General features: G+C 72.3%; 20 protein-coding genes. 8 read left to right on the plus strand and 12 right to left on the minus strand.

Features of this window, described 5'->3' with window-relative positions:
• Window positions 1-116: 116 nt before the first annotated feature.
• From AB0B33_RS45245 to AB0B33_RS45260, 4 genes are all read right to left on the minus strand, one after another.
• Entirely contained in the window at window positions 117-1,223 is a 1,107-nt protein-coding gene (locus tag AB0B33_RS45245; protein WP_360783973.1) for a family 2 encapsulin nanocompartment cargo protein terpene cyclase, read from the minus strand.
• A 27-nt stretch (window positions 1,224-1,250) separates the two neighbouring features.
• Window positions 1,251-2,102 (minus strand): geranyl diphosphate 2-C-methyltransferase, encoded by an 852-nt coding sequence (locus AB0B33_RS45250; protein WP_360783976.1) that lies wholly within the window; start codon window positions 2,100-2,102, stop codon window positions 1,251-1,253.
• Window positions 2,103-2,355: 253 nt separating this feature from the next.
• Window positions 2,356-3,891, minus strand: coding sequence for a multicopper oxidase family protein (locus tag AB0B33_RS45255; RefSeq protein WP_360783979.1), 1,536 nt, complete (start codon window positions 3,889-3,891; stop codon window positions 2,356-2,358).
• Window positions 3,884-4,282, minus strand: a complete 399-nt coding sequence (locus tag AB0B33_RS45260) for a hypothetical protein (protein ID WP_360783982.1) — start codon at window positions 4,280-4,282, stop codon at window positions 3,884-3,886. Before AB0B33_RS45260 ends, AB0B33_RS45255 begins: the two co-directional genes overlap by 8 nt.
• 76 nt (window positions 4,283-4,358) lie before the next feature.
• On the opposite strand from AB0B33_RS45260, the gene AB0B33_RS45265 reads away from it, so the two are divergent.
• Entirely contained in the window at window positions 4,359-5,243 is an 885-nt protein-coding gene (locus tag AB0B33_RS45265; RefSeq protein WP_360783985.1) for a LysR family transcriptional regulator, read from the plus strand.
• Here AB0B33_RS45265 and AB0B33_RS45270 read toward each other — a convergent pair.
• Together AB0B33_RS45270 and AB0B33_RS45275 are read right to left on the minus strand one after the other, a co-directional pair.
• The gene (locus tag AB0B33_RS45270) at window positions 5,236-6,009 is read right to left on the minus strand and encodes a DUF3152 domain-containing protein (RefSeq protein WP_360783988.1); all 774 of its coding nucleotides are present in this window, start codon (window positions 6,007-6,009) and stop codon (window positions 5,236-5,238) included. The two genes, AB0B33_RS45265 and AB0B33_RS45270, sit on opposite strands and share 8 nt — an antisense overlap.
• 1,237 nt (window positions 6,010-7,246) lie before the next feature.
• Complete coding sequence (locus tag AB0B33_RS45275; RefSeq protein WP_360783991.1) at window positions 7,247-8,248, minus strand: polysaccharide deacetylase family protein; 1,002 nt, start codon at window positions 8,246-8,248, stop codon at window positions 7,247-7,249.
• Between the two features lie 368 nt (window positions 8,249-8,616).
• On the opposite strand from AB0B33_RS45275, the gene AB0B33_RS45280 reads away from it, so the two are divergent.
• Window positions 8,617-9,381 (plus strand): hypothetical protein, encoded by a 765-nt coding sequence (locus AB0B33_RS45280; protein ID WP_360783994.1) that lies wholly within the window; start codon window positions 8,617-8,619, stop codon window positions 9,379-9,381.
• A 79-nt stretch (window positions 9,382-9,460) separates the two neighbouring features.
• On the opposite strand, the gene AB0B33_RS45285 is transcribed toward AB0B33_RS45280, so the two are convergent.
• Both AB0B33_RS45285 and AB0B33_RS45290 read right to left on the minus strand, forming a co-directional pair.
• Window positions 9,461-9,931 (minus strand): hypothetical protein, encoded by a 471-nt coding sequence (locus AB0B33_RS45285; protein WP_360783997.1) that lies wholly within the window; start codon window positions 9,929-9,931, stop codon window positions 9,461-9,463.
• Window positions 9,932-11,478: 1,547 nt separating this feature from the next.
• Window positions 11,479-11,772, minus strand: a complete 294-nt coding sequence (locus AB0B33_RS45290; protein ID WP_360784000.1) for a WGxxGxxG family protein — start codon at window positions 11,770-11,772, stop codon at window positions 11,479-11,481.
• Between the two features lie 274 nt (window positions 11,773-12,046).
• Between AB0B33_RS45290 and AB0B33_RS45295 the strand changes: the two genes are divergently transcribed.
• From AB0B33_RS45295 to AB0B33_RS45305, 3 genes are all read left to right on the plus strand, one after another.
• Window positions 12,047-12,388, plus strand: a complete 342-nt coding sequence (locus AB0B33_RS45295) for a hypothetical protein (protein WP_247024378.1) — start codon at window positions 12,047-12,049, stop codon at window positions 12,386-12,388.
• Window positions 12,389-12,688: 300 nt separating this feature from the next.
• Window positions 12,689-13,054, plus strand: a complete 366-nt coding sequence (locus AB0B33_RS45300) for a hypothetical protein (protein WP_247024377.1) — start codon at window positions 12,689-12,691, stop codon at window positions 13,052-13,054.
• A gap of 322 nt (window positions 13,055-13,376) precedes the next feature.
• A complete protein-coding gene (locus AB0B33_RS45305; protein WP_247024376.1) occupies window positions 13,377-13,727 on the plus strand; it encodes a hypothetical protein in 351 nt (116 codons plus the stop codon).
• Window positions 13,728-13,773: 46 nt separating this feature from the next.
• Here the strand turns inward: AB0B33_RS45305 and AB0B33_RS45310 are convergent, their stop codons facing one another.
• On the minus strand, window positions 13,774-14,856 hold the full coding sequence (locus tag AB0B33_RS45310) for an AI-2E family transporter (RefSeq protein WP_360784004.1): 1,083 nt from the start codon (window positions 14,854-14,856) through the stop codon (window positions 13,774-13,776).
• A 128-nt stretch (window positions 14,857-14,984) separates the two neighbouring features.
• Here AB0B33_RS45310 and AB0B33_RS45315 point away from each other — a divergent pair, with 128 nt between their 5' ends.
• Both AB0B33_RS45315 and AB0B33_RS45320 read left to right on the plus strand, forming a co-directional pair.
• Window positions 14,985-15,926 carry a glycoside hydrolase family 43 protein gene (locus AB0B33_RS45315; protein ID WP_360784008.1) on the plus strand — a complete coding sequence of 314 codons (942 nt, stop codon included), beginning with the start codon at window positions 14,985-14,987 and terminating at the stop codon, window positions 15,924-15,926.
• Window positions 15,927-16,003: 77 nt separating this feature from the next.
• On the plus strand, window positions 16,004-17,449 hold the full coding sequence (locus tag AB0B33_RS45320; RefSeq protein WP_360784011.1) for a hypothetical protein: 1,446 nt from the start codon (window positions 16,004-16,006) through the stop codon (window positions 17,447-17,449).
• On the opposite strand, the gene ligD is transcribed toward AB0B33_RS45320, so the two are convergent.
• From ligD to AB0B33_RS45335, 3 genes are all read right to left on the minus strand, one after another.
• Window positions 17,446-19,413: a DNA ligase D gene (gene ligD, locus AB0B33_RS45325; RefSeq protein ID WP_360784014.1), complete on the minus strand. Its 1,968-nt coding sequence runs from the start codon at window positions 19,411-19,413 to the stop codon at window positions 17,446-17,448. The genes AB0B33_RS45320 and ligD overlap by 4 nt on opposite strands.
• A 59-nt stretch (window positions 19,414-19,472) precedes the next feature.
• Complete coding sequence (locus AB0B33_RS45330) at window positions 19,473-21,008, minus strand: FUSC family protein (protein ID WP_360784018.1); 1,536 nt, start codon at window positions 21,006-21,008, stop codon at window positions 19,473-19,475.
• Between the two features lie 126 nt (window positions 21,009-21,134).
• Complete coding sequence (locus AB0B33_RS45335; protein WP_247024369.1) at window positions 21,135-21,692, minus strand: TetR/AcrR family transcriptional regulator; 558 nt, start codon at window positions 21,690-21,692, stop codon at window positions 21,135-21,137.
• A 124-nt stretch (window positions 21,693-21,816) separates the two neighbouring features.
• Between AB0B33_RS45335 and AB0B33_RS45340 the strand changes: the two genes are divergently transcribed.
• On the plus strand, window positions 21,817-22,515 hold the full coding sequence (locus AB0B33_RS45340) for an alpha/beta hydrolase (protein ID WP_086864918.1): 699 nt from the start codon (window positions 21,817-21,819) through the stop codon (window positions 22,513-22,515).
• Window position 22,516 lies beyond the last annotated feature (1 nt).

Consider the following 22,516-nt stretch of genomic DNA (forward strand, 5'->3'; position numbering starts at 1 on the left):
TGGTCGTGGTGGCCAGTGTCCGGGCGGCGGCGCGGCCGAGGCTCAGTGGTGTCTGTTCGGATTCCACCGGGTCGGTGACAGTCACAGCGAAAACCACCCAATCAGTTCGGAGATTGTCAAGACTGGTAACGGGGATTCGTGGCGTGCCAGGTGAAGCCGCCACCCATCCAGGAGCGGACTCCCACGAGGAAGCGCTGCAGCTCCGGGGACGGCACGGCCATCAGCTCGCGGTGGCCGTCCTCGAACTCGTGCACGATCCGGTTGTGCAGCGCGACGGTGGCTTCGACCGCCTCCTCGACCGGGCACCCCCGGTCCGCCGCGATCTGCAGGACCATGTTGCAGACCGGTTTTTCGTCGGCCGCGTCCTTGGCCACCGAGAAGAGATCGTTGACCAGCACCGAAGCCGTCCCGGCCCGCATCATCGCCTCCCGCACGCGCGGGTCGTAGTAGAACGGCGCGGCCAGCTCGTAGCCGCCGACGGCGTCGACGAGGGTCATCGACGTGTAGAAGCTGTCGTGCTGGCGCGCCGCGAGGTACTCCCACGCCGGTGGGTAGCGGCCGGTGTGGCGCCACGCCGCGTAGGCGTCCCAGCTGACGAACATCGAGAAGGTCGCGTAGCAGACCCGCTGCACGAGCACCGGCGAGCCGTGCCGGCCCAGGTGCTCGATCGCCGAGTGCAACCCGACCAGGATCGGGTCCGCCTGCAGAGCTTCCTCCAGCGGCGGCGTGAACTCCCCGGCCGGCGCGACCGGGTCCATCGCCGCCATCACGAGCGCCAGGCGCGGCGGGAGCTCGGTGGGCGCCGCGCCCAGCTCGCTGTCGTCGGCGTAGTAGTCGTCCGCCGCCCACCACACCGCGTTCAGCTGCGCCGCGACGAGCAGCCGGTCCGGGTCGTCGCAGTCGCTGTGGGCCAGCATCGCCAGCCTGCCGAACCCTGCCCCCGCGATCTGCTCCAGGCCCTTGCCGGTGAACCCGCAGTCCCCGGCCCACGCGACCAGCCGCCGGTCGACCTCCGCGGCGAGGGTGTCGTCGACGCGGCCCACCACCGGGCAGTACAGCGGCGACGCGCTGCCGTCACCCCACGGCAGGTACGCGTACGCCGGGTCCTGCCCGGGCGCCGGCGCGAACTGGGTCGCGATCCGGGCCGCCGACGTCCCGAGGCCGAACGGTCCCGCCAGCGCCGAGCCGGGATCGCCGATCGTCCACTGTGGACATGCGGTCATGGTGGTCTCCCTGGGCACCGGTCCGGCTCAGACGCGGTCGGCGGCGATGAGCAGGTAGTGGAAGCTGCCTTCGCGGTAGGCCGTCAGGAACGGGTCCTCGATCCCGGTCGCGACCGACGACTGCGCCCGCAGCTCCCAGTACGGGATCGTCGCCGCGGTCAGATCGACGACGTTGATCGGCACGAACCCGTTGGCGGACAACGCCTTGAAGTAGTCGCCGCGGGCGTGGATGTTGCAGATGTAGTGCTGGTCGATCTGGCTCACCGCGCGCGACCGGCCGCCGGTGACGTCGTTGTAGCACCCGGTGATGGTCACGTACCGCCCGCCGGGCTTGAGCTGCCGCGCGTGCTCGGCGAACAGGTCGTGCAGGTCCACGTACATCGTGCTCTCGTTGTTCCAGATGCCCTGGAACGCGCCGGTTTCGAAGCCGGTGTCGAGCATGTTGCGCAGGTGGTACCGCACCGAGCCGTCGATCCCACGCTCGCGCACGTGCTCGTTCGCGAACCCGACCTGCTGCTCCGAAATGGAGATCCCGTCGACCTGGCAGCCGAAGCGCAGGTGCGCCATCACGCTCGTGCCGCCGCGCCCGCAGCCGGCGTCCAGCAGCCGGTCGGACGGCGCGATCGGGCCGAGGTGGTCGAGCAGCACCTCCGCCTGCGCGGTCTCGAGCCGGTGCATCTCCGCGATGATCGCTTCGTCGCGCGTCGCCTCGGGCGTCTCGAGGACGGCCGGGTCGTAGTCGCCGATCCCGTAGTGGTGGTGGTACAGACCGTCGACGTCGCCCAGCCGGAGGTTCACCGGGTCCTTTTCCGCGTTCCAGTAGTCGGCGACCGACTGCTGGTAAGCGGTGCGGGCCACGGGCTGGTCGATAGCGGTCATCGAGTAACTCCTCGGTCGGTTTCCTTGGGGGACAGGGAATCGGCCGTCGCCGAGCCGGGCGCGCCGGCTTCGTCCCCTCGGAATCGACGCTAGTGCCGGGAGTTTCACGAGGACAAGGAGCTTCACTCCGGTCACGCGGGCGTTGCCCGTCTGGCCCAGCGATCACCCTGCACGGGGTTGCGCCTGCGCGGCCCCGGACACTCGATCGGGACCCCGTGCACCCCGTCAGAGGGACGGCACGCCACCGTCGGTGTCAGACGATTTCGAGGTTGGCCATCATGCCCATGTCTTCGTGTTCGGCGTTGTGGCAGTGGAAGAGGTACCGCCCGCGGTAGCCGTCGAACCGGGTGACGATCTCGGCCGCCTCGCCCGGCCGCAGCGCGATGGTGTCCTTGAGCCCGCCGTCGTGCGGCAGCGGCGCCCGCCCGCCGCGGGAGCGTACGCGGAACGCGGCGAGGTGGAGGTGGACCGGGTGGTGGACGTCCGCGACGAGCCGCCACACCTCGACGTCGCCGAGCCGCACGGTCACGTCGGTCCGGGCCGGGTCGAACGGCCGCCCGCCGATCACCCAGCCGTGCCCGCCGGGCAGCTGCCCGGCGCTGAAGGAGAATTCGCGCACGCGCGCCGGGGAACCCCACGACGGTGAGTCGGTCGACAGCACCGGCGGGACCCGGCTGTCGTCGGCCGCGCGGCGCGCGATCCGGAACGCCATGACGTCGGTGGTGCGCCCGGTACCCAGCCGGTCGAGCAGCCGGACGCGACCGCCCACCGGCACGCCGGCGAAGTCGACGACCACGTCGTAGCGCTCGGCGGGCGCGATCGGCAGCGACAGGTGGGTGACGGGCGCCGCGAGCAGGCCCTGGTCCGCGCCGATCTGCACCAGCGGGAGCCGGCGCCCGTCGTCGGTGACGGCTTCGAGTTCGTAGTGCCGGGCGTTCGACGCGTTGAGCAGGCGCAGCCGGTACCGGGCCGCGTCGGCTTCGTGCACCGGCCACGGCGCGCCGTTGACCAGGACGACGTCGCCGAGCACGCCGCCCAGGAAGCTCTCCCGCACGCCCGGGGTGTCCCGCAGGGTCGCGTCGACCGACGGGTAGTCGAGCGTGCCGTCCGCGGCGAACGCGCGATCGGTGAGCACCAGCGGGAGTTCGCGCGCCCCGGCGGGCAGGCCGAGCGCTTCTTCGGCGTCGTCGCGGACGATGTGGAGCCCGGCGAGGCCGCGCCAGAGCGCCGGCGCGGTGAAGTCCATCCGGTGGTCGTGGTACCAGAGCAGCGCCGGGCGCTGGTCCAGCGGGAACGTGTAGTCGCGCGTTCCCTCGCTGCGCACCGCCCGCGGGTCGGGCATCGCGTGGTGGTCGCGCCAGCCCGGCGGCAGCACGAGGTCGGTCGGGTAGCCGTCGGACGCCGCCGGCGTGCGCCCGCCGTGCAGGTGCACGACGGTCGGCACCGGGAGCTCGTTGCGGTGGGTCACGGTGACCGGCCGGCCGCGGCGGGATTCGATCGTCGGGCCGGGGAACGTGCCGCCGTAGGTCCACATCGGCGTCCGGATCCCGGGCAGGATCTCGAGGTCGGCCACGCGCTGGGTGATCTCGTAGCGGCCCGGCGCGACCGGCTCGAGCACCTCCGGCACGGGCAACGGGACTTCGTACGGCGGCGGGAGCGGGACGGCGCTGCGGAGTTCGGCGCCGGTCACCGGCGGGCGCCGGGCGAAGCTGGCCGCGGTGGCCAGGCCGGTCGCGGCCAGCAGGCCGAACGCGCCGCCGAGGACCCCGCGCCGGGACAGCTCACGCATCGGCGGCCGCCCGCGTCAAGGGCCGCCGCCACACGGCGGCGACCAGCACGACGAGCCCCGCGACGGTCAGCACGCCCAGCGGGAGGTGCAGCCACAAAGCCCCGTCCAGCCCGGCGAAGTACTGGACCGTCTCCGCGGCGGCCACCGCCGTCGTGGCGAGGAACGGCCAGGCCCGCCGCAGCCGGAACCACACCACGACCGCGACGACCACCTGCAGGTAGGCGAGCGACGTCACGACGTCCGCGCCGGTCGCGTGCAGGCGCAAGCCGTCGTAGTCGCCGCTGAGGTACACCCCGGCGAAGACCGGCTGGCCGGCGATCGCGACGACGTGCACGCTCGCCGCGGTCCGCAGCGCCCAGCCGACCGGCCGCGTTTTCCCTGTGCTTTCCACGGTTCGAAGCTATGACGGTGTGGTTATCGTGTCTAAGATCAATATCGCTATGCCGTTATGACGGGGGAGGCATGACGTGGACCTGGGGACACTGCGGCAGTTCCTCGTGGTGGCCCGGCTGGAGCACCTCAGCCGCGCGGCGGAGGAGCTGCGCGTCGCCCAGCCGTCGCTGAGCCGCACGATCGCGCGCCTGGAGGCGGAGCTGGGCACGCCGCTGTTCGACCGGGCGGGCCGGCTCCGGCTGAACGACGCCGGGAAGCTCTTCCGCGGCTACGTCGAGCGCTCGCTGGGTGAGCTGGAGGCGGGCCGCCGCGCGGTCGCGGAGACGACCGGCGAGGGCTACGGGACGGTGCGGCTGGCGTCGGAGTCGTTCCTCACCCTGACCGGTTCGCTCGCGGCGTTCAAGCGGGCCCACCCGGCGGTCGAGGTCGTGCTGCACCAGCTGCCCGCCGACGAGATGGCGCGCGCGTTGCGGGCCAGGGAGATCGACCTTTGCGTTGCGTCGCAACCGATCCTGGCCGACGGGCTGGCCGGCGTCGAGCTGCTCGACGAGCCGGTGTGGGTGGCCACGCCGGTCGGGCACCGCTTGGCCGGGCGTGCGTCGGTCCGCGTCGAAGACCTCGCGGACGAGCAGTTCATCACCGCCCGCCGCGGCCACTGGCACCGCCGGCTCCTCGACCGGCTCTTCGCCGCGCGCGACCTCACCCCGAAGATCGTCTTCGAGGGCGACGAACCGGGCGCGATCCAGGAGCTCATCAGCGCGGGCCTGGGCATCGGCCTCAACCCGGCGATGGCCCGGCGCGTCGCACCGCAGGTGCCGGTCGTGTGGATCCCGGTGGACAGCCCCGACTGCCGCCGCACGATCACCCTGTGCTGGGCGGCGGGCACCCGCCTCCCGGCGGCGGCCCGCCTGATGCGGACCGCGCTCACCGAGTGGGAGTGGGACCCGCCCGTCACATGACCCAGGGATTGGGCCGGCAGACGGCGCCGTCCGAGCGGACGGCCGTGGCGTTTCCCGGCTCGGCGCGGTTGAGCTGCTCGAGGTAGGTGTTCGACAGCCCGAAGGTCTGCTGCATCATGACCGGCGCGGGTGCCCCGTCGACCGGGCAGCCGACGTGCCCGAGCCCCAGCGCGTGCCCCATTTCGTGGGTGATGGCGTAACGGCGGTACCCGGCGAGGTCGCCGTCGTAGGAGTGCGCGCCCCGCAGCCACCGGGCGAGGTTGACGACGATCCGGTGCCGGCGCCCCAGGTGGCACGAAGAGTCGTAGGGGATGGCGAACCCGCAGAGGCGCCGGGTGGTTTCGGGGCTGGTGAGGCTGATCCGGACGTCGGGCCGGGCCTCGGGGTCGGTGAGCCGCCGGAAGGAGACCTCACCGAGCCCGACCCAGCCGCGCCGATCGGTGAGGACGGTGTCGACGTCGGTGCCGAAGGTGGGGACGTCGACACCGCCTTCGGTTTCGACGGTGTAGGTCATGAGGCGGGCTCCGGTACCGGCGGCGGTGGCCGGGCCGGGGAGGACCTGCCAGTCGCCAGAGCCGGTGGGGGTGATCGGCACCCCCTCGGGCAGCGCGGCGGGTTCGGGCGCCGGCCGAGCGGTGGTGGCGGTCGTCTGCCGCGGCCAGGCAACGCCGGCGACACGACGGGGTTCGACGGCACGCGGGGTGAGGAGCAAGGCGGCGGAGAGCGCGATGGCGAACACGAGAACCGCGGGCGGCCACCACGCCACGGGGGTTTGCGGTTCTCGGGGTTCCGCCGGCGGGGTTTCGGTTGTGAGCCCGAGGAGTTGGGCCGTGGTCGGGGGAGCGGTGGCCGGCTGCGGAGTCCGTTGGGATTCGGGGAGGCCGGCCGGGGAAGGTTCGGCGAGATGCCAGCCCGCCGGGTGTGCGCCGGCACGTGTCGGTGCTGGGGAGTCAATCGTGCGGAGTTCGGCAGGCAGCCAACTGGCCGGGCGTGTGTCGGTCTGGGTGGGCAGCGCTGCTGGCTCGGTCGTGTGGAGTTGGGCGGGAGGCTGGCTAGTTGGGCGTGTGTCGCTGTGGGTGGGCGGTGTTGCTGGCTCGGTCGTGTGGAGTTGGGCGGGAGGCTGGCTAGTTGGGCGTGTGTCGCCGTGGGTGGGCAGCGCTACTGGCTCGGCCGTGGGGAGCCGGGCGGGAGACTGGTTGGTCGGGCACGTGTCGCTGAGGGCAGGCAGTACCGTCGGCCCGGGGAGGTCGGCCGTGCGGAGTTGGGCAGGCGGCTGGTTGGCCGGGCGTGTGTCGGTCTGGGTGGGTAGCGCTGCTGGCTCGGTCGTGTGGGGTTGGGCAGGCGGCTGGTCGGCCGGGCGTGTTTCGCTATGGGTGGGCAGTGTCGCCGTCCCGGGGAGGTCGGTCGTCTGGAGTTCTCCAGAAGTCCGGTCGGCCGGGTGTGTGCCGCCTCGGGCAAGTGCTGGCTCGGCGAAGTCGGCCGTGCGGAGTTCGGCGGGAGGTCGGTCGGTGGGGTGTGTGCCGCCGCGTTTGGGTGCCGGGTCGGCGAAGTCGGCCGGCCAGAGTTCCGCAGGAGGCAAGCCGGACGAGTGAGTGCCGCCTCGGGTGGGCGCCGGTGTCGGCTCGGGAAGGTCCGCTTGGTCGCGTTGAGGTGCCGGGCGGTGCCCGGCAGGCGGCTGGTTGGCCGGGCGTGTGCCGCTGCGGGTGGGCTCGGGCCGCTCACCTCGCCCGCGTTGAGGCGCCGATTGTCCAGTAACGTCGCCGAGCGGACCGGCCAAGTTCCGGCCGCCGCTGGGGGCTGCCGGAGTCGCCTTGGGAGCGTGCGTCGCGCGGATGGATTCCGTGGTCGGTGCCTCGGTGGTGCGCCGCCGGCGGGGCGGAACCTCCGCGGAGCGCCGAGGCCATCGCGCCCGCCGTTGACGCGGCAGCTCCTCCTCCACCCGTGGCGGCTCGGCAGCCGGCCGGGGACGGGGCTGCGGCAGCCAATCGACCCGGGCCTTCGGTTCAGTAGGCAAGGCCCACGCTCGCACAAGCCGGCGCCGGAGCACCTTCGGACCTTGGGTACGACACCGTCGCCGGGTCGCCATCGGAGGTGTAGCGGTGGCCCTCCGGTGCGGCGAGCTCGTCGAGCCAGTGCTTCGAGCCGTATTCCGCGTCGCGCCCCTCCGACTGCGAGCGGATCCGGGGGATCGAGCCGGGGACGAACCGCGGCGAACAAGGCGACGGTGCCGGCCCGGCCCCGACGAGCAGTGCCCCGCCGTACGAATAGCCGGGACCTTGCAATGCCAGTTCCTCGCGCCGCGGGTGGCTCCCGTACGGGAGCGCCAACGTCGTCGGCCGGTAGCCGGGGACCGCCTCGCGGATCGCCGCGTCCTCCGTCGAGATCGCCGCCGTCACCTCGTTTTCGGAGGCGGAGCGCAGGTTCGTGTGCTGCCGGGTGTGGTTGCCCAGCTCGAAGCCGTGGTCCGCCAGCCAGCGCAGGGCGCGCCCATCGGTGTCGCCGAACGGGTGCTCGTTGACGTACAAACTGGCGACCGGCCGGAACCTCGGGTGCGCCGCGGCGACGTCCAGCAGGATCCGGACCGCCGTGCCCGGCGCCGGTTGTCCCTGCGGGGTCAGGGTGAACGCGCTCGGGTCGCCGTCGTCGAAGGTCAAGACCACCGGGTGGGCGCCGGCCGGGAGGTCGATGCGGCGCGAAACCAGCTCAGCGGTCGTGATCGGGACGTAGTCCTCGGCCGCGAGCCGCTCGAGTTCCGCGGTGAAGTCGGCGGGCGTGCGGTCGTACACCGACCGCGGGTGCTCGGCGATCCGGTGGTACATGAGCACGGGGATCCGGCCGAGCTCGTCCGCACCCACCTGGCGCGCCGAGGCGGCGGTGACGCGGACGGGCGCGGCGGCGGGCGACGGCCGGGGTGGCGGGGCCGGTGCCGGTGCCGCGGGAGCACCGCAGGCCGCCGCGGCGAGCAGGACGGCGAACCCGGCACCGAACCGGAAAAGGCAACGCATGCCCGAAGTGTGCGGCCGGCCCCTGACGGGCGCGGGCCGGCCCACCGGGTCGGGTGAGCGCGACTTTCCGCCGCACAGTCCCGAAAACGACGTTTCCGCAGGCAGCGGACACAGTCCCGGAACCGGCCCCGGCACGATGCGGTGATCATCGGCGATCGGGTTTCCCGGAGATCGCGGGCGGGTATTTCCCCGCGATGGTCCCGAAAACGGCGTCCGCCGCCGAACGAACCTTCGACCGACGTCTGGTGCTCACCGCCGCTCTCGCGGGTTTGGTGACGAGCGCGTGCGGGGCACCGCGGCGGGAACAGGCACTCGCTGTTCCGGTCACGGCGAGTCCCGCGCCACCCCCGTCGCCGCCCCCGAGCCCGGTGGAGAACAGCCTTCTCGTCGGGTTCTGCGGCGCGCCGGGCGCCAAAGCGCTCGGCCGGATGACCGGCGACCTCACCGAGGCGAGCCGGCGGCTGCGGCAGCAGATCGAGGCGTTCCCGGCCGGGCGTCCGATCACCCCCGTCGTCGAGCTGATCGCGACCACCGTGCACCGCTCGCCCGGCGAAGACGGCATGTACCGCAGCCGCGGTGACGACGCGACCGTGCGGGACTACCTCGACGCCGCGCGGGCGCTGAACGGCTTGCTGCTGTTGAACATCCAGCCCGGGCGCGCCGACTTCCTCCCCGAAGTGCGGGCCTACGAACACTGGCTGACCGAGCCCGACGTCGGGGTCGCGCTCGATCCCGAGTGGGCCGTGGAACCGGGGGTGGTGCCGGGCCGGAAGTTCGGCCGCACGACCGGCGCCGAGCTCGACGAGGTCGCCCGGTACCTCGGGGAGCTGGCCGAAGCGCACCGCCTGCCCGCGAAGGTCATGGTGTACCACCAGGTCGCTTCCTCGGTGGTGCGTGAAGAGGAGCTTTTGCTGGCGCACAAGGGAGTTTCGCCGGTGAAGGTGGTCGACGGCATCGGCTCGGCCGCGGCCAAGAAGGCGACGTGGAAGACGCTGATGACGACGAAGCCCGACCACGTCCGGCCGGGCTTCAAGCTGTTCTTCGAGGAGGACACCCGCCGCGGCGCGGACCTGATGACGCCGGCGGAGGTGCTGGCGCTGACCCCGGCGCCCGCTTACGTCGTCTACGAATGATTCCGTAACCACGACGAAAGCCCGGTGCGGATTCCGCACCGGGCTTTCGCCGGCTTGTCCGTCCGGGGGTCCGGCCGGGTTAACCGACCGGGACGGGCAGCCCGCCGAGAAGGTCGTTCACCAGCGAGGACAAGCTGATCAGCAGCCGCTGCACCAGCGCGTTGAGCAGGGCCGACACGGGCGGCAGCGACTGGCGCGGCTCCGCGTTCCGCGCCAGCTCGCTGACCCCCTTGCGTGCTTCGGTGTTCTGCTGCTGCGCCGTGGCCGCGGTGTCGCGCGCCTCGGTCTGGATCGTGTACCGCTTGCCCTGGGCCAGATCCGTGAGCAGCGGGTCGAGGTCGCCGAGCGTGGCTTGCGTGCCGGGGACGTCCCCGCGGTCCGCGCGGGCCGAGAGCTGGTCGCGCAGCTGCTGGACCTCCGCCGCCGCGCTGGTCGTGCTCGAAGAGCCGCTTCCGCCGGGGCCGCCGGCGGTCGCGACGCCGACCCCGGTGAGGGTCACCGCCGCCGCGGTGGCGAAAACCGTGATCGCGCGGGCCAATGCACTTTTCATGTCCTACTCCTCCGGAATTCCGATGCCGACTCCGATCATGGTGATCGCCGATCCGCATTGACGCGAGCGCATCTCCGGGCCAGGTGTCGACTGTCGATTTCGGACGGTGCCCGCCGGGTCCGGGATTCGCGGAACAAACATCGAGTTCGCGTGAAGCCATTGTGAAGCGGTTCTCCCGATCAATTACCGTGGGTGATGGCGTCACTCGTTCGAGGTTCAAGATTACGATGGATGGTGGAATCGTGGGTGGTCGCCTCACGGAAGGTAGGAGAAGAGTGGTTCTCGGGGGGCACGCGACTTCCACCCGATGGTGAAGTTTAAGTGAGAAATCAATGGGTAATCATGCGCATTTGCCCGCTGGCCGGAATACCACTCTTAAGAAGGGTACGTCGCAAGACCACTTCTTGCGCGGCGAGTGCGTCGCTAATCTGGGTGCCGGTCGCGGTGCCGGGTTTCCCGGCGGGATCCGCGGCCGTCACGGTGCCGGGAACCTGACACGAAGGCGCCCGTTGGAGAAAACGCGGAACGTCCCGGCGTGACTGGCGCCGGGGCGTTCCGCGCGGGTGGAGGGGAAACGGGGTGCGGGGCATCGAGGGCAGACGGCCGCCTGCGCAATCGCCGAACGCTCGGCTTTCCGGGGATGAGCCGGCGGGGGTGGGGCCGTTCGACGCCTGGCAAACTTGGCCGCCAGGCGCTGACGCGGCTCGATCACCGGTGCTCACGGCAGTTTCGACGCGGGTTTCGATGGAGGATGCGGCTCGACCCCCGGTCGCCCGACAGAAACGAGACCGGCTCCCGTTGGGGGCGCGGGTTGTGGCGGCCACCGTCGCGGTCCGGCCGCCTGTGGCGGGTACGGGCTCGCGGGAGATGGGGGCACGGCTCACTGTGGAGGACCGGGCCGGAAGCAGCACCGCGCCCCGGCAATCCGCGATCGTGCCGGTCCCGCGGCAAGACCGACTTCGGTTGCCGGTGGGGGATGCGGCTCGGCGGATGTCGATGGTGCCGGTCCTGCGACGGAAGCAGGCCTGGTTGCCGGTGGGGAGTGTGGTTCTGCTACCTGCGATCGTTCCGGTTCCGCGACGGAAGCAAGTCCGGTTGCCGGTGGGGAGCGTGGCTCGGCCACCTGCGATCGTTCCGTCCCTTCGGCAGAAGCAAGTCCGGTTGCCGGTGGGGAGTGTGGTTCTGCTACCTGCGATCGTTCCGGTTCTTCGCCAGAAGCAAGTCCGGTTGCCGGTGGGGAGCGTGGCTCGGCCACCCGCGGTCGTTCCGTCTCTTCGGCAGAAGCAAGCCTGGTTGCGGCTGGGGAACACGGTTCGACCACTCGCCATCGTTCCGGTCCCGCGACGGAAACAAGTCCAGCTGCAGGTGAGAAACGTGGCTCGGCCACCTGCCATCGTCCCGGTCCCGCGACGGAAACAAGCCCGGCGGCCGGTGGGGAACGCGGCTCGGCCACCCGCCATCGTTTCGTCCGCCCGACAGAAACCGGCCCGATCCCCCGAGGGGAACCGGGCCGGGAATAGCGCAGCCAAGAGACGCGAACCAACGGCTCAAGCCCCCGGCGGATTCCGCCGCGGCTCCGCCGGCGGGTACGCGTTGGCCGGCGGAGCCGCCGGGTATCCCGCCATCGCGTCGGCCTTCGGCCCGCGCCTCACCAGCCCCGCCAGGCCGAGCAGCCCCACGAGTCCCAGCAGGCCCCACAACCCGTTGTCGCCGTTGTCGTCCTGCGTGGTCACGTGGTCGTCGGCCCGCGCGAGATCCGCCGACGCGGGCGAAGTCCCCGCCAGCGCGATCGCGCCCGCCGCCGCGAGGCCGCACAGCCACTTCCTGGCCATTCCGTTCATCGCCGGTCGTCCTTTCCGTCGTGAGGTCGTTCTCCGGCGGCGTACCCTCGCCGTTCCCGTTCACACCCGTCGTCACGGGAACGGGGGACGGTTTCGTTTCCCCGACCCCGTTTCGGGCCCCGGTCGCGCTTTTGTAAGATGGGGCCCGGTTCAAGCCGGAGCCGTGGAAGGACGTGCCGTGCGCGCGCGTCCACCGCCGGCGTCCTTCCCTTTTCCACGCAGCTGCGTATCCGCACTGGGAAACACCGTCCACTGTTGTGGGCTCGGGGGAGGAATGAACAGTAATCTCGTGGTCGCCCCGCTCGGCGCGACCTATACACCACGTCTCATCTGCACCACCGGCGACCGCCTGATCCATCCGGCGGACGGCCGCAACGACCTCGCCAGGATCGTCGTGCGGTGGGCTCGTGCCTGGGTTCCCGAAACCTGGCCCGCGCGCCAGTACTTCGCCGCGCTGGGCATCGGGGACGACGAAAACCCTTGCTACACCGATGAAGAAGTCACCGGCTGGCACCTCGTGCAGCCGCGGCCGGGCTCGCTCGCGTGGCGGGTGCGGTCCGGCGAAATCGACGTGACCACCGCGCTGACCGCCGAAGCCGAGGCCTGGCCCGGCTAGCGACCCTTCGCACCGAAGAGCCCTGCACCCACGGCGGTGCGGGGCTCTTCGGCGTGCCCGGAATCTCCTTGCCGCGCAAGCTTTCCGCCCGCACCATGGGAAAGGAAAGATGCGGGAAAATGAATCCCCGCTAACCCGATCGGACCACTCGTCGCGTGGTCAGGGACTTGCGACACCCACACGATGGTGGCGCGAAGTGGAAACGACGCCGGCGCGTCAGTACGTTTCCCTCACACGGGCCGGAGAACACACCTTCACTGCCGTCCCGTCCGACGCAATCGCTTATCGAGGAGCAAATCCATGCTGAAGAAGATCGGGTTCGTCACGGCAGCCGCGGCGGCCGGCGCGTTCCTGGCCGGCGGCATCGCCTCGGCCGACACCCCGGACGGCCACCACCACGGGCACCACCACGGCAGCTACGACCACACCGGCCAGGTCGGTCTGGTGAACCTGAACAACACCGACGTGCTGCACAACGTCAACGGCACCCTCGGCCTCTGCGGCAACGACGTCAACGTCCTCGGCGTCCAGGTGCCGATCCGCGACTCGCTCAACGGCATCGGCGTGCCGATCCTGTCGCCGGGCGAGTCCGAGGCCAGCGGCGAGTCGCCGTACAACTGCGCCTCGGGCGGCGTCGTCGACGGCGGCACGAGCCAGGGCAACTGAGTTTCCGCGCCGGAGCCGCTCGCTGTGTGTGCGAATGCCGGCTCCCAGCGCGGAAATCCGGCGGTTGCGTCGATGTCGCACCGCGTGCCCGGAACACGGAGCGAGCTGCACACTCCTGTTCCGCGTCCCGGGCACGCCGCGACGTCGGACGACGCCGGCACGGGTGGGACCGGCCATGACGCTGGAGACGTGCGCCGGTCCCACCCGGCGTGACCGCACCTTAACCGACAACCCCGGGCCCGGCGAACCGAAGCCGGCCCGGGGTGTCCCCCCGAGCTCCCACCGGACCGTCCGGTGGGTGGTGATAAGGAGTTCTCTTCCCGTGATCAAGCAACTCGGCTTCGTCGCCACCGCACTCGCCGCCGGGATGGCGGTGCTCGGCGGATCCGCGTCCGCGACCGGCATCACCGTCGCCGGCCACCCGGTCGACCACAGCGACCAGATCGGCCTCGGCAACGTGCAGAACCTCGACGCCGTGCACAACCTCAACGTCGTCGGCGGGGTCTGCGACGACAACGTGAACGTGCTCGGCGTCCAGGTGCCGGTCCGCGACGTCGCCGAAGGCATCGACGTCCCGGTGCTCTCCCCGGGCGAGCACGACGCCGAAGGCGCGACCCCGAACAACTGCTCGGCGGGCGAAATCGCCGACGGCGGGACCGCCCAGGGCAACTGACCGGTCCGGTCGGAGCCGCCGCGCGGAGTCTTCGCGCGGCGGCTTTTCACGTCCGGTCGAGCCGATGGACCGCCACTTCCCGCACGACCAGCAGGACGGCGGCCGCGACCGGGACCGCGACGAACGCGCCGACCACGCCGAGCAGTTCGAAGCCGAGCAGCACCGCGACGACGGTGACCAGCGCCGGCACCCGGACGGCGCGGCCGACGATCTTCGGCAGCAGCACGTAGTCCTCCAAAAGCCGGTAGCCGGCGAAGAAACCGGCAGTGGCCAGCCCGACCGGCGTGGACACCGTCAGCGCGACCAGGCTGGTCCCGGCCCCCGCCGCCACCGAGCCCGCCACCGGGACGAGGTCGAGCACGGCGACGAGCGCGGCCAGCACCAGCGGGTACGGCACGCCGAAGGCCCAGAGCCAGGCGAACGTCGCCACGCCCGCGATCAGCGACACGACGACGTTGCCGACGAGGTACGCGCCGACCTTCCGGAAGACCGCGTCGCCGATCAGGATCACCCGCGGCCGCCGGGTTCGCGGGGCCAGCCGGTACAGCGCCGTGCGGACCCGCGGGAAGTCGGCGGCGAAGTACGTCGCCAGCACCACGACGATCAGGGTGTCGCCGAGCACCGCAGCAAGTGGCTTCGCGACGTCCGCCACGTGGATCGACCGGATGGCGGCTTCGAGACCGAACGCCTCATTGGCTTGTGCCAGCAGCGATCCCGGCTCGCGCAGCAGGGCCAGGTCGCGCAGCCGGGTGGCTTGATCGGTGAGCGGGACGGCCGCCGCGGCGACGGCGCCACCGAGGACCGCCAGCCCGGTCACGACGACCACGGCGGCGGCGAGCGCCCGAGGCATGCGGCGCGTGAGCCGGGCGGTCAGCGGTTCGAGGCCGACCGCGAGGAAGAACGCGATCCCGATCAGCAGCAGCACATCCGAGGCGGCGAGGACGACCTCGACGACGGCGATCGTGACCGCCACCCCGGCCGCCGCCAGGAGACCGGTGAAGAACGGCGACCGCCGGTCCACCGGTTTTCCCGGTGCACCCCAGGGTTCCCGCTGCCGGGACGCGGCGCCTTCGGCCTCTCCGACGGCGTGCCCGGCGCGGTGCGCACCCCGTCCGTTCCTCGCGTGCATGAGAGGGCGGCTACCCCGCGGCGGCCGGTCGAATCCACTCGATCCGGGCGCGCGGGCAAGTCCACGCTTCCCGGTGACGACCTCCGTCTGCCGTTGCCGAAACCGTTGCGCTCTCAAGAGAATCGTTCATGGGCTTCAAGAACTTCCTGCTCGCTCCCGTAGCCGTGCTCCTGGCCGCGTTCACGGTCGCCCCACCGGCGGCGGCGGCCTCCGCGCCGCGGCTGCTGATCAACCAGGACTTCCCCGACCCGGACGTCGTCAAGACCGCCGGGGGCTACTTCGCGTTCTCGACGAGCACAGGTTCCGGGCGCGTCCCGTTCGCGACCGCCGCGGCGCCGGAAGGGCCGTGGCGGGTGGTCGGCGACGCGCTCGGCGCGGTGCCCAAGTGGGCCAAACCGGACGGCGGGTTCTGGGCTCCGGACGTCACGCAGCTGGCGGACGGCACGTTCGTCCTCTATTTCTCGGCCGCGCAGACGGCGGGCGGCGAGATGTGCCTCGGCGTCGCGACGGCGGCGAAGGCGGACGGCCCGTACACCCCGGCCGGCGACCGGCCGCTGGTGTGCGTGCCCGAGGACCACGGCGACATCGACCCGCAGACGTTCGTCGACGCGGACGGAACCCGCTACCTCCTCTACAAGAGCGACGGCGCGGCGACCGGCGCCCCGGCGGCGATCTGGGCGCAGCGGCTGCAGGCCGACGGGCGCTCGCTGACCGGTCCGCGGACCGAGTTGCTGAGGGCCGACCTGACGGCCGAGAAGGCGGTCGTCGAGGCGCCTTCGGTGGTGAAGACGGCGAGCCGGTACCTGCTGTTCTACTCGGCGGACACGTTCCAGAGTTCGGGCTACCACACGTGTTACGCGTCGGCGCCGACCCTGGCCGGCCCGTTCGTGAAGGCCGACGCCCAGTTCCTGTCGGCCGAGCTCCTCGGCGGCAAAGTGGACGCCCCGGGCGGCGCCGACGTGGTGGACGGCCACATCTACTTCCACGGCTGGCTCGGCGGCGGCCGCACGGCGAGGGGGCTGTACGAGCTGCCGGTGACGTTCCCGGGCGACGTGCCGCAACTGGGCTGAGTGTCACCCACAGGGGTAGCGCCGGGGTTGGGGAGGCGGGGGCCGGATACCCGTCGCCGGGAGGAAGGGAGACCGTCATGACGGTGTGGTGGGGTCTGCTGGGCCTGCTCGGCTTGCTGGGGTGTTGCGGACTGCTGCGCGGCCACCGCGCCCGCGAAGCCGACCCGCTGGCCCGCTACCCGGTGGCCCGCGAGCCTGCGCGGCCGAACGCGGATGCCGCGCACACGCCGCTCATGACGCCGATGGTGACGCCGGAGATGCTCGCGCCGACGCCGCGAAACGAGCCGGCGGGGGTGCTGGAGCGGGAGCGGGTGGCGGATCCGCGGGGAGTTGGCGAAGTTTCGCCGGAGTGGGAGCGCGTGGCGGACCCGCGGGGAGTTGGCGAGGGGACAGCAAGGCGGCCGACCGTGATGGCGCAGGGGGCGGTGGATCCGCGGGGAGTTGGCGCGGTTTCGCCGGAGCGTCGGGATGCTGAGGTGGCTGAGCGGCAGGGGGCGTTGGATCCGCAGGTGGTCGGCGAGGGGACAGGGCGGCCGACCGCGGTGGCGCAGGAGCGGCCGGGGCCGGTGGATCCGCGAGGTGTGGTGCCAGCGCGGCAAGGTGCGGCGGAGTCGGGGCAACGGTCCACGACGGTGGATGAGCAGCGAGGTCCGGCGGATCTGTGGGGAGTTGGTGGAGTGGCACCGGAGTGGCGGGATGCGGCGGCGGGTGAGCAGCAGGGGACGGCTGACCCGCGGGTGGATCCGCCAGGTGTGGGGGCAGTGGTGCCCGCGCAGCAAGGGCCGGTGGAGTCGGGGCAATGGTCCGCGGTGGTGGATGAGCAGCGAGGTCCGGCGGTGGATGAGCGGCAGGGGGAGGCGGACCCGCCAGGTGTGGTGGCAGTGGTGCCCGCGCAGCAAGGGCCGGTGGAGCCGGGGCAACGGTCCACAGCGGTGGCTGAGCAGCGAGGTCCGGCGGATCTGCGGGGAGTAAGCGCAGTTGGGCCGGAGCGGCGGGATACGGCGGCTGGTGAGCGGCAGGCAGCGGTGGATCCGCGAGATGTGGCAGCAGCGGTGCCGGCGCAGCAAAGGCCGGCGGAGCCGGGGCAATGGTCCGCCGGGGCGGATGAGCAGCGAGGTCCGGCGGATCTGCGGGGAGTAAGCGGGGCTGCGCCCGAGTGGCAGGATGCTGCGGCGGGTGAGCGGCAGGGGGCGGTGGATCCGCGGGTTGGTGAGGGGACAGGGCGGCCGACCGCGGTGGCGCAAGAGCGGCGGGCGGCCGACACCGAAGCGCCAGAGCGGCAGTACGCGGGCGAACCGCAGCGACAGGCCGTGGCCGAGCGGCCCGAGGTGATGGTTCCGGATTCCGGAACCATCACCGGCGAGATCCCCTCGCCGCGCGCCGAAGCGGAAGCGGAGCCGCAGGCCCACCCCGAGCCGAAGCCGGAAATCCCCGCGCGGCCGGCCACCCACCGTCGCAAGGGTTCTGTCCTCAACGGACTCAACGGACTCATCGGACGGGCCCAGCGCCTCCTTCGCCGCTAAGGCAACGGCGCTCGCGCACCGATCAGCCCGGCGAGGAGATCACCCGCATCGGTGATGCGGTCGAGGACGTCCTCCGCGGTGAACGTCAGGTGGGTGACGTGCCGGCACGCGCGGACCTCCTCCCACGTCACCGGGGTCGAGGCCGTCGGGTGGTCGCGGCCGCGCAGGGAATACGGGGCCACCGTTGTCTTGGCCGGGTTGTTCTGGCTCCAGTCGATGAACACCCGGCCGCTGCGTTGCGCCTTCGCCATCACCGCGGTCACCGTCTCCGGCGTCTCCTTCGCGAGGCGCTGGGCAAGCCGCTTCGCGTAGGCGGACGGGGCTGCCGCGTCGGCGGTTTCGATGCCGCAGTAGAGCTGCATCCCCTTCGAGCCCGACGTCTTCGCGTACGGCGTGAGCCCGTCGGCCACCAGGACGTCGTGCAGGCGCTCGGCCACCCGGCAGCAGTCCACGATGGACGTGCCGGGGCCGGGATCCAGGTCGAACACCAGGCGGTCCGGCAGGCCTCGCGCGCCGTCGGTCACCGTCCACTGAGGAACGTGGAGTTCGAGCGCGGCCATGTTCGCCGCCCACACCAGGCCCGGGAGGTCGTCCAGGAGCGGGTAGTCGATGCTGTCGCCGCTGCCGCGTGAACCGGTGCTCGGCAGGCGCGCCGTGCGCAGCCAGGACGGGGCGCCGTTCGGGGCGTTCTTCTCGAACCACTTCTCGCCGTCGACGCCGTTCGGGTAGCGGATGAACGTCACCGGGCGGCCGGCCAGGTGCGGCAGCAGCACTGGCGCGACGCGGGAGTAGTAGTTGATCACCTCGCCCTTGGTGAAGCCGTCCGCGGGGTACAGCACCTTGTCCAAATTGGACAGTGTGAGCCGTCGATCTCCCGCCTGGACGGTGATCCGGTTCTCGGGTGGCGGGGGCGGTGGCTCGTGCGGCACCGCGCGCGGGGCGATGACGTCGGCCGGGTCCTTGTCGGCGCGCAGGCCGCGCCAGGCGGTGTGGCGGACGCGCCCCGCGCGGGTGAACTGCCGGTAGACGACCTCGCCGACCAGCCGCGGTTCGACCCAGCGGGCGCGCACCGTGTCTTCGCGCGGCGGCGCCGACACGAACGGGTGCGTGCGGCGCTCCAGACGCTCCAATTGAGCCTTCAGATCGGCGCGGGCGGCCTGGCTGAAGCCGGTGCCGACGTCGCCGATGTAGACGAGGGCGCCGGTCGCCGGGTCGTGCGCGCCGAGCAGCAGGCCGCCGAGCGTGCCCGTGAAGCTGCGCTGGCCCGGCCGCCAGCCGCAGACGACGACTTCCTGGGTCCGGATCAGCGGGTGCTTGAGCCAGGAGTCCGGCCGCTGCCCGGGCACGTAAGCGGAACTGCGCAGCTTCGCGACGACGCCTTCGTACCCGGCCGACGCGGCGTGGGCGAGGAAGTCGGCCGGCGTGCGGCGGTCGGCGGCGAGCTCGTCGAAGGTGACCGCGCGCACCACCGAGACGCGGTACGGGTCGGGCATCGGCAGGCTCGCCAGCAGGGCGCGGCGCTCGTCGTACGGCGTGGTGAGGAGGCTGCGGTCACCGAGCCGGAGCAGGTCGAAGGCCAGGAACCGGACGGGCACGTCCTCGAACGCGCGGCCCGGTGGCCCGCTCTGGTGCCGGACGTAGCGGCCGCGGCGTTCCTGCATCAGCTCGAAGTCGATCCGGCCGTCCTCGCCGTAGACGACGATTTCGCCGTCCAGGTAGGCGGCCCGGCCGTCGAGCGCCGGGGCGAGGACGCCGTCGAGATCGGCGAATTCGGCGGTGAAGTCGATGTTGTTGCGGCTGGTGAGGACGGTGGTGCCGTCGGGGGCGATGCGCATGGCCGCGCGGTAGCCGTCCAGCTTGTACTCGTACGCCCATTCGGGGCCGCTGCGCAACCGTCCGCCGTCGGCCTTGGCGAGCATCGGCTCGACCCAGGCCGGGGCGCGGGACGCGTCTTCTGCCGCCATGCCGGACCTCCGTCACCTTTCGCGTTCAAGGTAACCCGTTCGGCCTAGTTTTGCCGGGTTTACGCAGGTGACCGGAACGCCGGTGCCCAGCGTTCGCGGTCGACGTCCCCGGCCCAGCACGCCGCGAGGAGGTCGTAGCCGAGGTGGACGAGCGCGGCGTGGGCCGGCCAGTGCTCCCGGGTCCAGCGGACGTCGTTGTGCGCGGAGTCGACCGCGGCGCGGGTGGCGCCTTCGAGCTCGAACTGCAGGTCGCGCCGCGCCGCCCGGCCGGTGGTCTCGAGCACGGCCCGGGCCCCGGCGCGGATGCGGGCTTCGGTCCAGCGGAACGTCGTGCGGTGCGCGTTCGGGGCGAGCAGGTACTGCGCGAGGACGGCGAGCGCGACGCCGAGCACGGTCTCGACGAGGCGGTCGCGCAGCACCGGCCCGATCGGACCGCTCGCCGCGGCGCCCCCGGCGAGCAGCGCGACCGGCGTGATGAAGACGACGGCGACCGCGTAGTTGCGCGGCACGAACAGCTCGATGCAGAACTGCAGCACGGCGATCGTCGCGACCAGCGCGAGCCCGGCGGGCGAAACCGCGGACACGGCGGCGAACAACCCGAGGCCGACCGCGGTGCCGGCGAACCGCTGCAGTCCGCGGACGTTGGCGCGCATGCGGTCGGTGCCCTGCTGCAGGACGACGAGCGCGCTGAGGATCGCCCAGTGCGGGCGTGCGAGACCGAGGCTCGCGCTCAGGCTCCCGGCGGCGGCGCAGGTGACGCCGACGCGCAGCGCCGTCACCATGGCGTGCGAGCGGAGGGTCGCCGACCGGCGCAGCCGGTAGCCCACGCTGGGGCGGGGGAGCGGGAGGGTGGTTTCCTCCTGGCCGCCGGTGGCGTCGGCGAACCGGCGGTGGGCGGCGATCAGCGTGGCGGCGAGTTCGGAGCCGGGTCCGTGACCGGCGTCGTGGACGGCGTTCCAGGCCGCGGAAATCGCCGAGCCGGCGCTGTGGCGGGCTTCGGCGCCGGGGTTCTCGGCCGCCGCGTCGACGGCGGCGACGGCTCGTCGGACGGCGGCGCGCTCGGGTTTGGTCCTGTCGGTGAGCCTTCCGGCCATGGAGACGATCGCCGAGGCGAGGCCGCCCAGCGCGGTGCAGACGACGATGGCGACCGGGCCGGCGCCCGATTCCGCGGCGACGGTCGCGCCGCCGCAGACGAGGGCGAAGAAGAGGGCGCCGGGCGGCCCGAGCCGGAGCGCGTCCACGGCGTAGACGGCGAGCACGGCGACGGCGATGACCACGACGATGACGGCGGCTTCGTGGCCGCCGGAGCTCCCGACGACGGCACCGAGGGCGGCGGCGAGCACCAGCATCGCGGCGGCGGCGAGGACGACTCGGGCGCGTACGCGGTAGGGGCGGCCTTCGCCGTAGAGGACGGCGAAGGCGCCGAAGGTGACGAAGAGCGCTACGTCCGCGTGTCCGGTGAGGACGGTGAGCCCGCCGGGGACGGCCACCGCGGCGGCGGCCCGAAGCCCGGCGCCCCATCTCCGCCCGGCCGCCGGAAGGGCGAACAGCAGCGTGCGGGGACGCGCGATCCGGGGGAGGGGTTCGGGCGGCACATCCCATTCCACCACGCGACAGCGGCGGTGGTCGGGTGGGAAAGACCACGTGGCCGCCGCGAGCGGTGCTGCCGCGGGCGGCCGGCTCCGAGGGCCTCCGGGGGTGCGGGGTGCCCTCGTGGCGGGTCAGGCCGGGAAGAACTCCTCCACGGCCCGCCGCAAGGTCACCCGGACCGTCTCCGCGTCGTCCAGCTCGCCGCCGTGCAAGGCGCCGTCCCGCAACAGCACCAACACCCGCGCCGCGTGGCTGGGCTCCGGGTGCCCCAACGCCGCCGCCTCATCCCGGAGGACCTCGAAGAACCACCGCCGGTGGTCCTCGATCACCCGGCGGACCCGGGACTCCGCATCCGGGTACTCCGCCGCCGCGTTGAGGAACTGGCAGCCGCGGAAGTCTTCGCCGCACGTCGCGTCGCCCACCACCGACAACGCCGCCGCCAGGGCTTCGCGTGGGGGTTTGCCCGCTCGTGCGGCGTCCACCGCCGCGCGGATGCGGTGGCTCGTCTCCGTCAGGTACGCCGCCACCAGGTCGTCCTTCGTCGGGTAGTGGCGGTAGAACGTCGCCCGCGTCACCGAGGCCTCCGACACCAGGCGCTCGACGCCCACCGCGTGGATGCCCTCCGCGTAGAACAGCCGGGACGCGGTCGCGAGCAGCCGGTCCTTCGGGTGCACCGGGGCAGACGTCATCCGGCCAGCATAAAGAAAGACCGATCGTTCTGCCAGATCGGCTTCGTCACATTGCGCCCGCTCTCGGGACGAGGCAGAGTTCGGGGAGCAGAAAGACTGATCGTTCTCTCTCAAGGAGCCAGCCATGAGCAAGCCCACCATCGTCCTGGTCCACGGCGCCTTCGCCGACTCCTCCAGCTGGACCGGCGTCGTGTCGAAGCTGCAGGAGAACGGCTATCCGGTCGTCGCCGTGGCCAACCCGCTCCGCGGCCTCGAGTCCGACGCGGCCTACGTCGCGGACGTCGTCAACGGCGTCGAAGGCCCCGTCGTCCTGGCCGGCCACTCCTACGGCGGCGCCCTGATCACCCGCGCCGCCACCGAGACGCCGAACGTCCGCGCCCTCGTCTACATCGCCGCCTTCCAGCCCGACGCGGGGGAGAGCGTCTTCGAGCTGTCCGGCCGCTACCCGGGTGCCAAGCTCGGCCCGGAAACCACGAACGTCCTGGTGCACGACGGCAACCCCGAGCTGTCGATCAAGCCGGAAGACTTCGCCGAGGTCTTCGCCGGCGACGTACCCGCCGAGACCGCCGCGGTACTGGCCGTCACCCAGCGGGCCGTCGCGCAGCAGGCGCTCGCCGCGCCGTTCGAGGGCACCCCGGCCTGGTCGAAGCTGCCTTCGTGGACGCTGATCGCCAACCAGGACAACGCCATCCCGGCCGCCGCTCAGGAGTTCATGGCCGAGCGCGCGAAGTCGACGGTCCGGCGGATCGACGCCTCGCACGCCGTCGCGGTGTCGCAGCCCGGTGTCGTCGCCGAGGTCATCCTGGCGGCCGCCGCCGAGTGAC

It is taken from the genome of Amycolatopsis sp. NPDC049159, from assembly GCF_040648295.1.
In the GTDB taxonomy this organism is placed as follows: Bacteria; Actinomycetota; Actinomycetes; order Mycobacteriales; family Pseudonocardiaceae; genus Amycolatopsis; species Amycolatopsis pretoriensis_A.

What these genes read in the sequence shown, in the direction of transcription:
- AB0B33_RS45320 (WP_360784011.1), top strand. Translation starts at nt 16,004, where the DNA reads ATGACGGTGTGGTGGGGTCTGCTGGGCCTGCTCGGCTTGCTGGGGTGT.
- AB0B33_RS45275 (WP_360783991.1), bottom strand. Translation starts at nt 8,248, where the DNA reads ATGCGTTGCCTTTTCCGGTTCGGTGCCGGGTTCGCCGTCCTGCTCGCC.
- AB0B33_RS45245 (WP_360783973.1), bottom strand. Translation starts at nt 1,223, where the DNA reads ATGACCGCATGTCCACAGTGGACGATCGGCGATCCCGGCTCGGCGCTG.
- AB0B33_RS45335 (WP_247024369.1), bottom strand. Translation starts at nt 21,692, where the DNA reads ATGACGTCTGCCCCGGTGCACCCGAAGGACCGGCTGCTCGCGACCGCG.
- AB0B33_RS45315 (WP_360784008.1), top strand. Translation starts at nt 14,985, where the DNA reads ATGGGCTTCAAGAACTTCCTGCTCGCTCCCGTAGCCGTGCTCCTGGCC.
- AB0B33_RS45300 (WP_247024377.1), top strand. Translation starts at nt 12,689, where the DNA reads ATGCTGAAGAAGATCGGGTTCGTCACGGCAGCCGCGGCGGCCGGCGCG.
- AB0B33_RS45250 (WP_360783976.1), bottom strand. Translation starts at nt 2,102, where the DNA reads ATGACCGCTATCGACCAGCCCGTGGCCCGCACCGCTTACCAGCAGTCG.
- AB0B33_RS45310 (WP_360784004.1), bottom strand. Translation starts at nt 14,856, where the DNA reads ATGCACGCGAGGAACGGACGGGGTGCGCACCGCGCCGGGCACGCCGTC.
- AB0B33_RS45290 (WP_360784000.1), bottom strand. Translation starts at nt 11,772, where the DNA reads ATGAACGGAATGGCCAGGAAGTGGCTGTGCGGCCTCGCGGCGGCGGGC.
- AB0B33_RS45340 (WP_086864918.1), top strand. Translation starts at nt 21,817, where the DNA reads ATGAGCAAGCCCACCATCGTCCTGGTCCACGGCGCCTTCGCCGACTCC.
- AB0B33_RS45295 (WP_247024378.1), top strand. Translation starts at nt 12,047, where the DNA reads ATGAACAGTAATCTCGTGGTCGCCCCGCTCGGCGCGACCTATACACCA.
- AB0B33_RS45285 (WP_360783997.1), bottom strand. Translation starts at nt 9,931, where the DNA reads ATGAAAAGTGCATTGGCCCGCGCGATCACGGTTTTCGCCACCGCGGCG.
- AB0B33_RS45255 (WP_360783979.1), bottom strand. Translation starts at nt 3,891, where the DNA reads ATGCGTGAGCTGTCCCGGCGCGGGGTCCTCGGCGGCGCGTTCGGCCTG.
- ligD (WP_360784014.1), bottom strand. Translation starts at nt 19,413, where the DNA reads ATGGCGGCAGAAGACGCGTCCCGCGCCCCGGCCTGGGTCGAGCCGATG.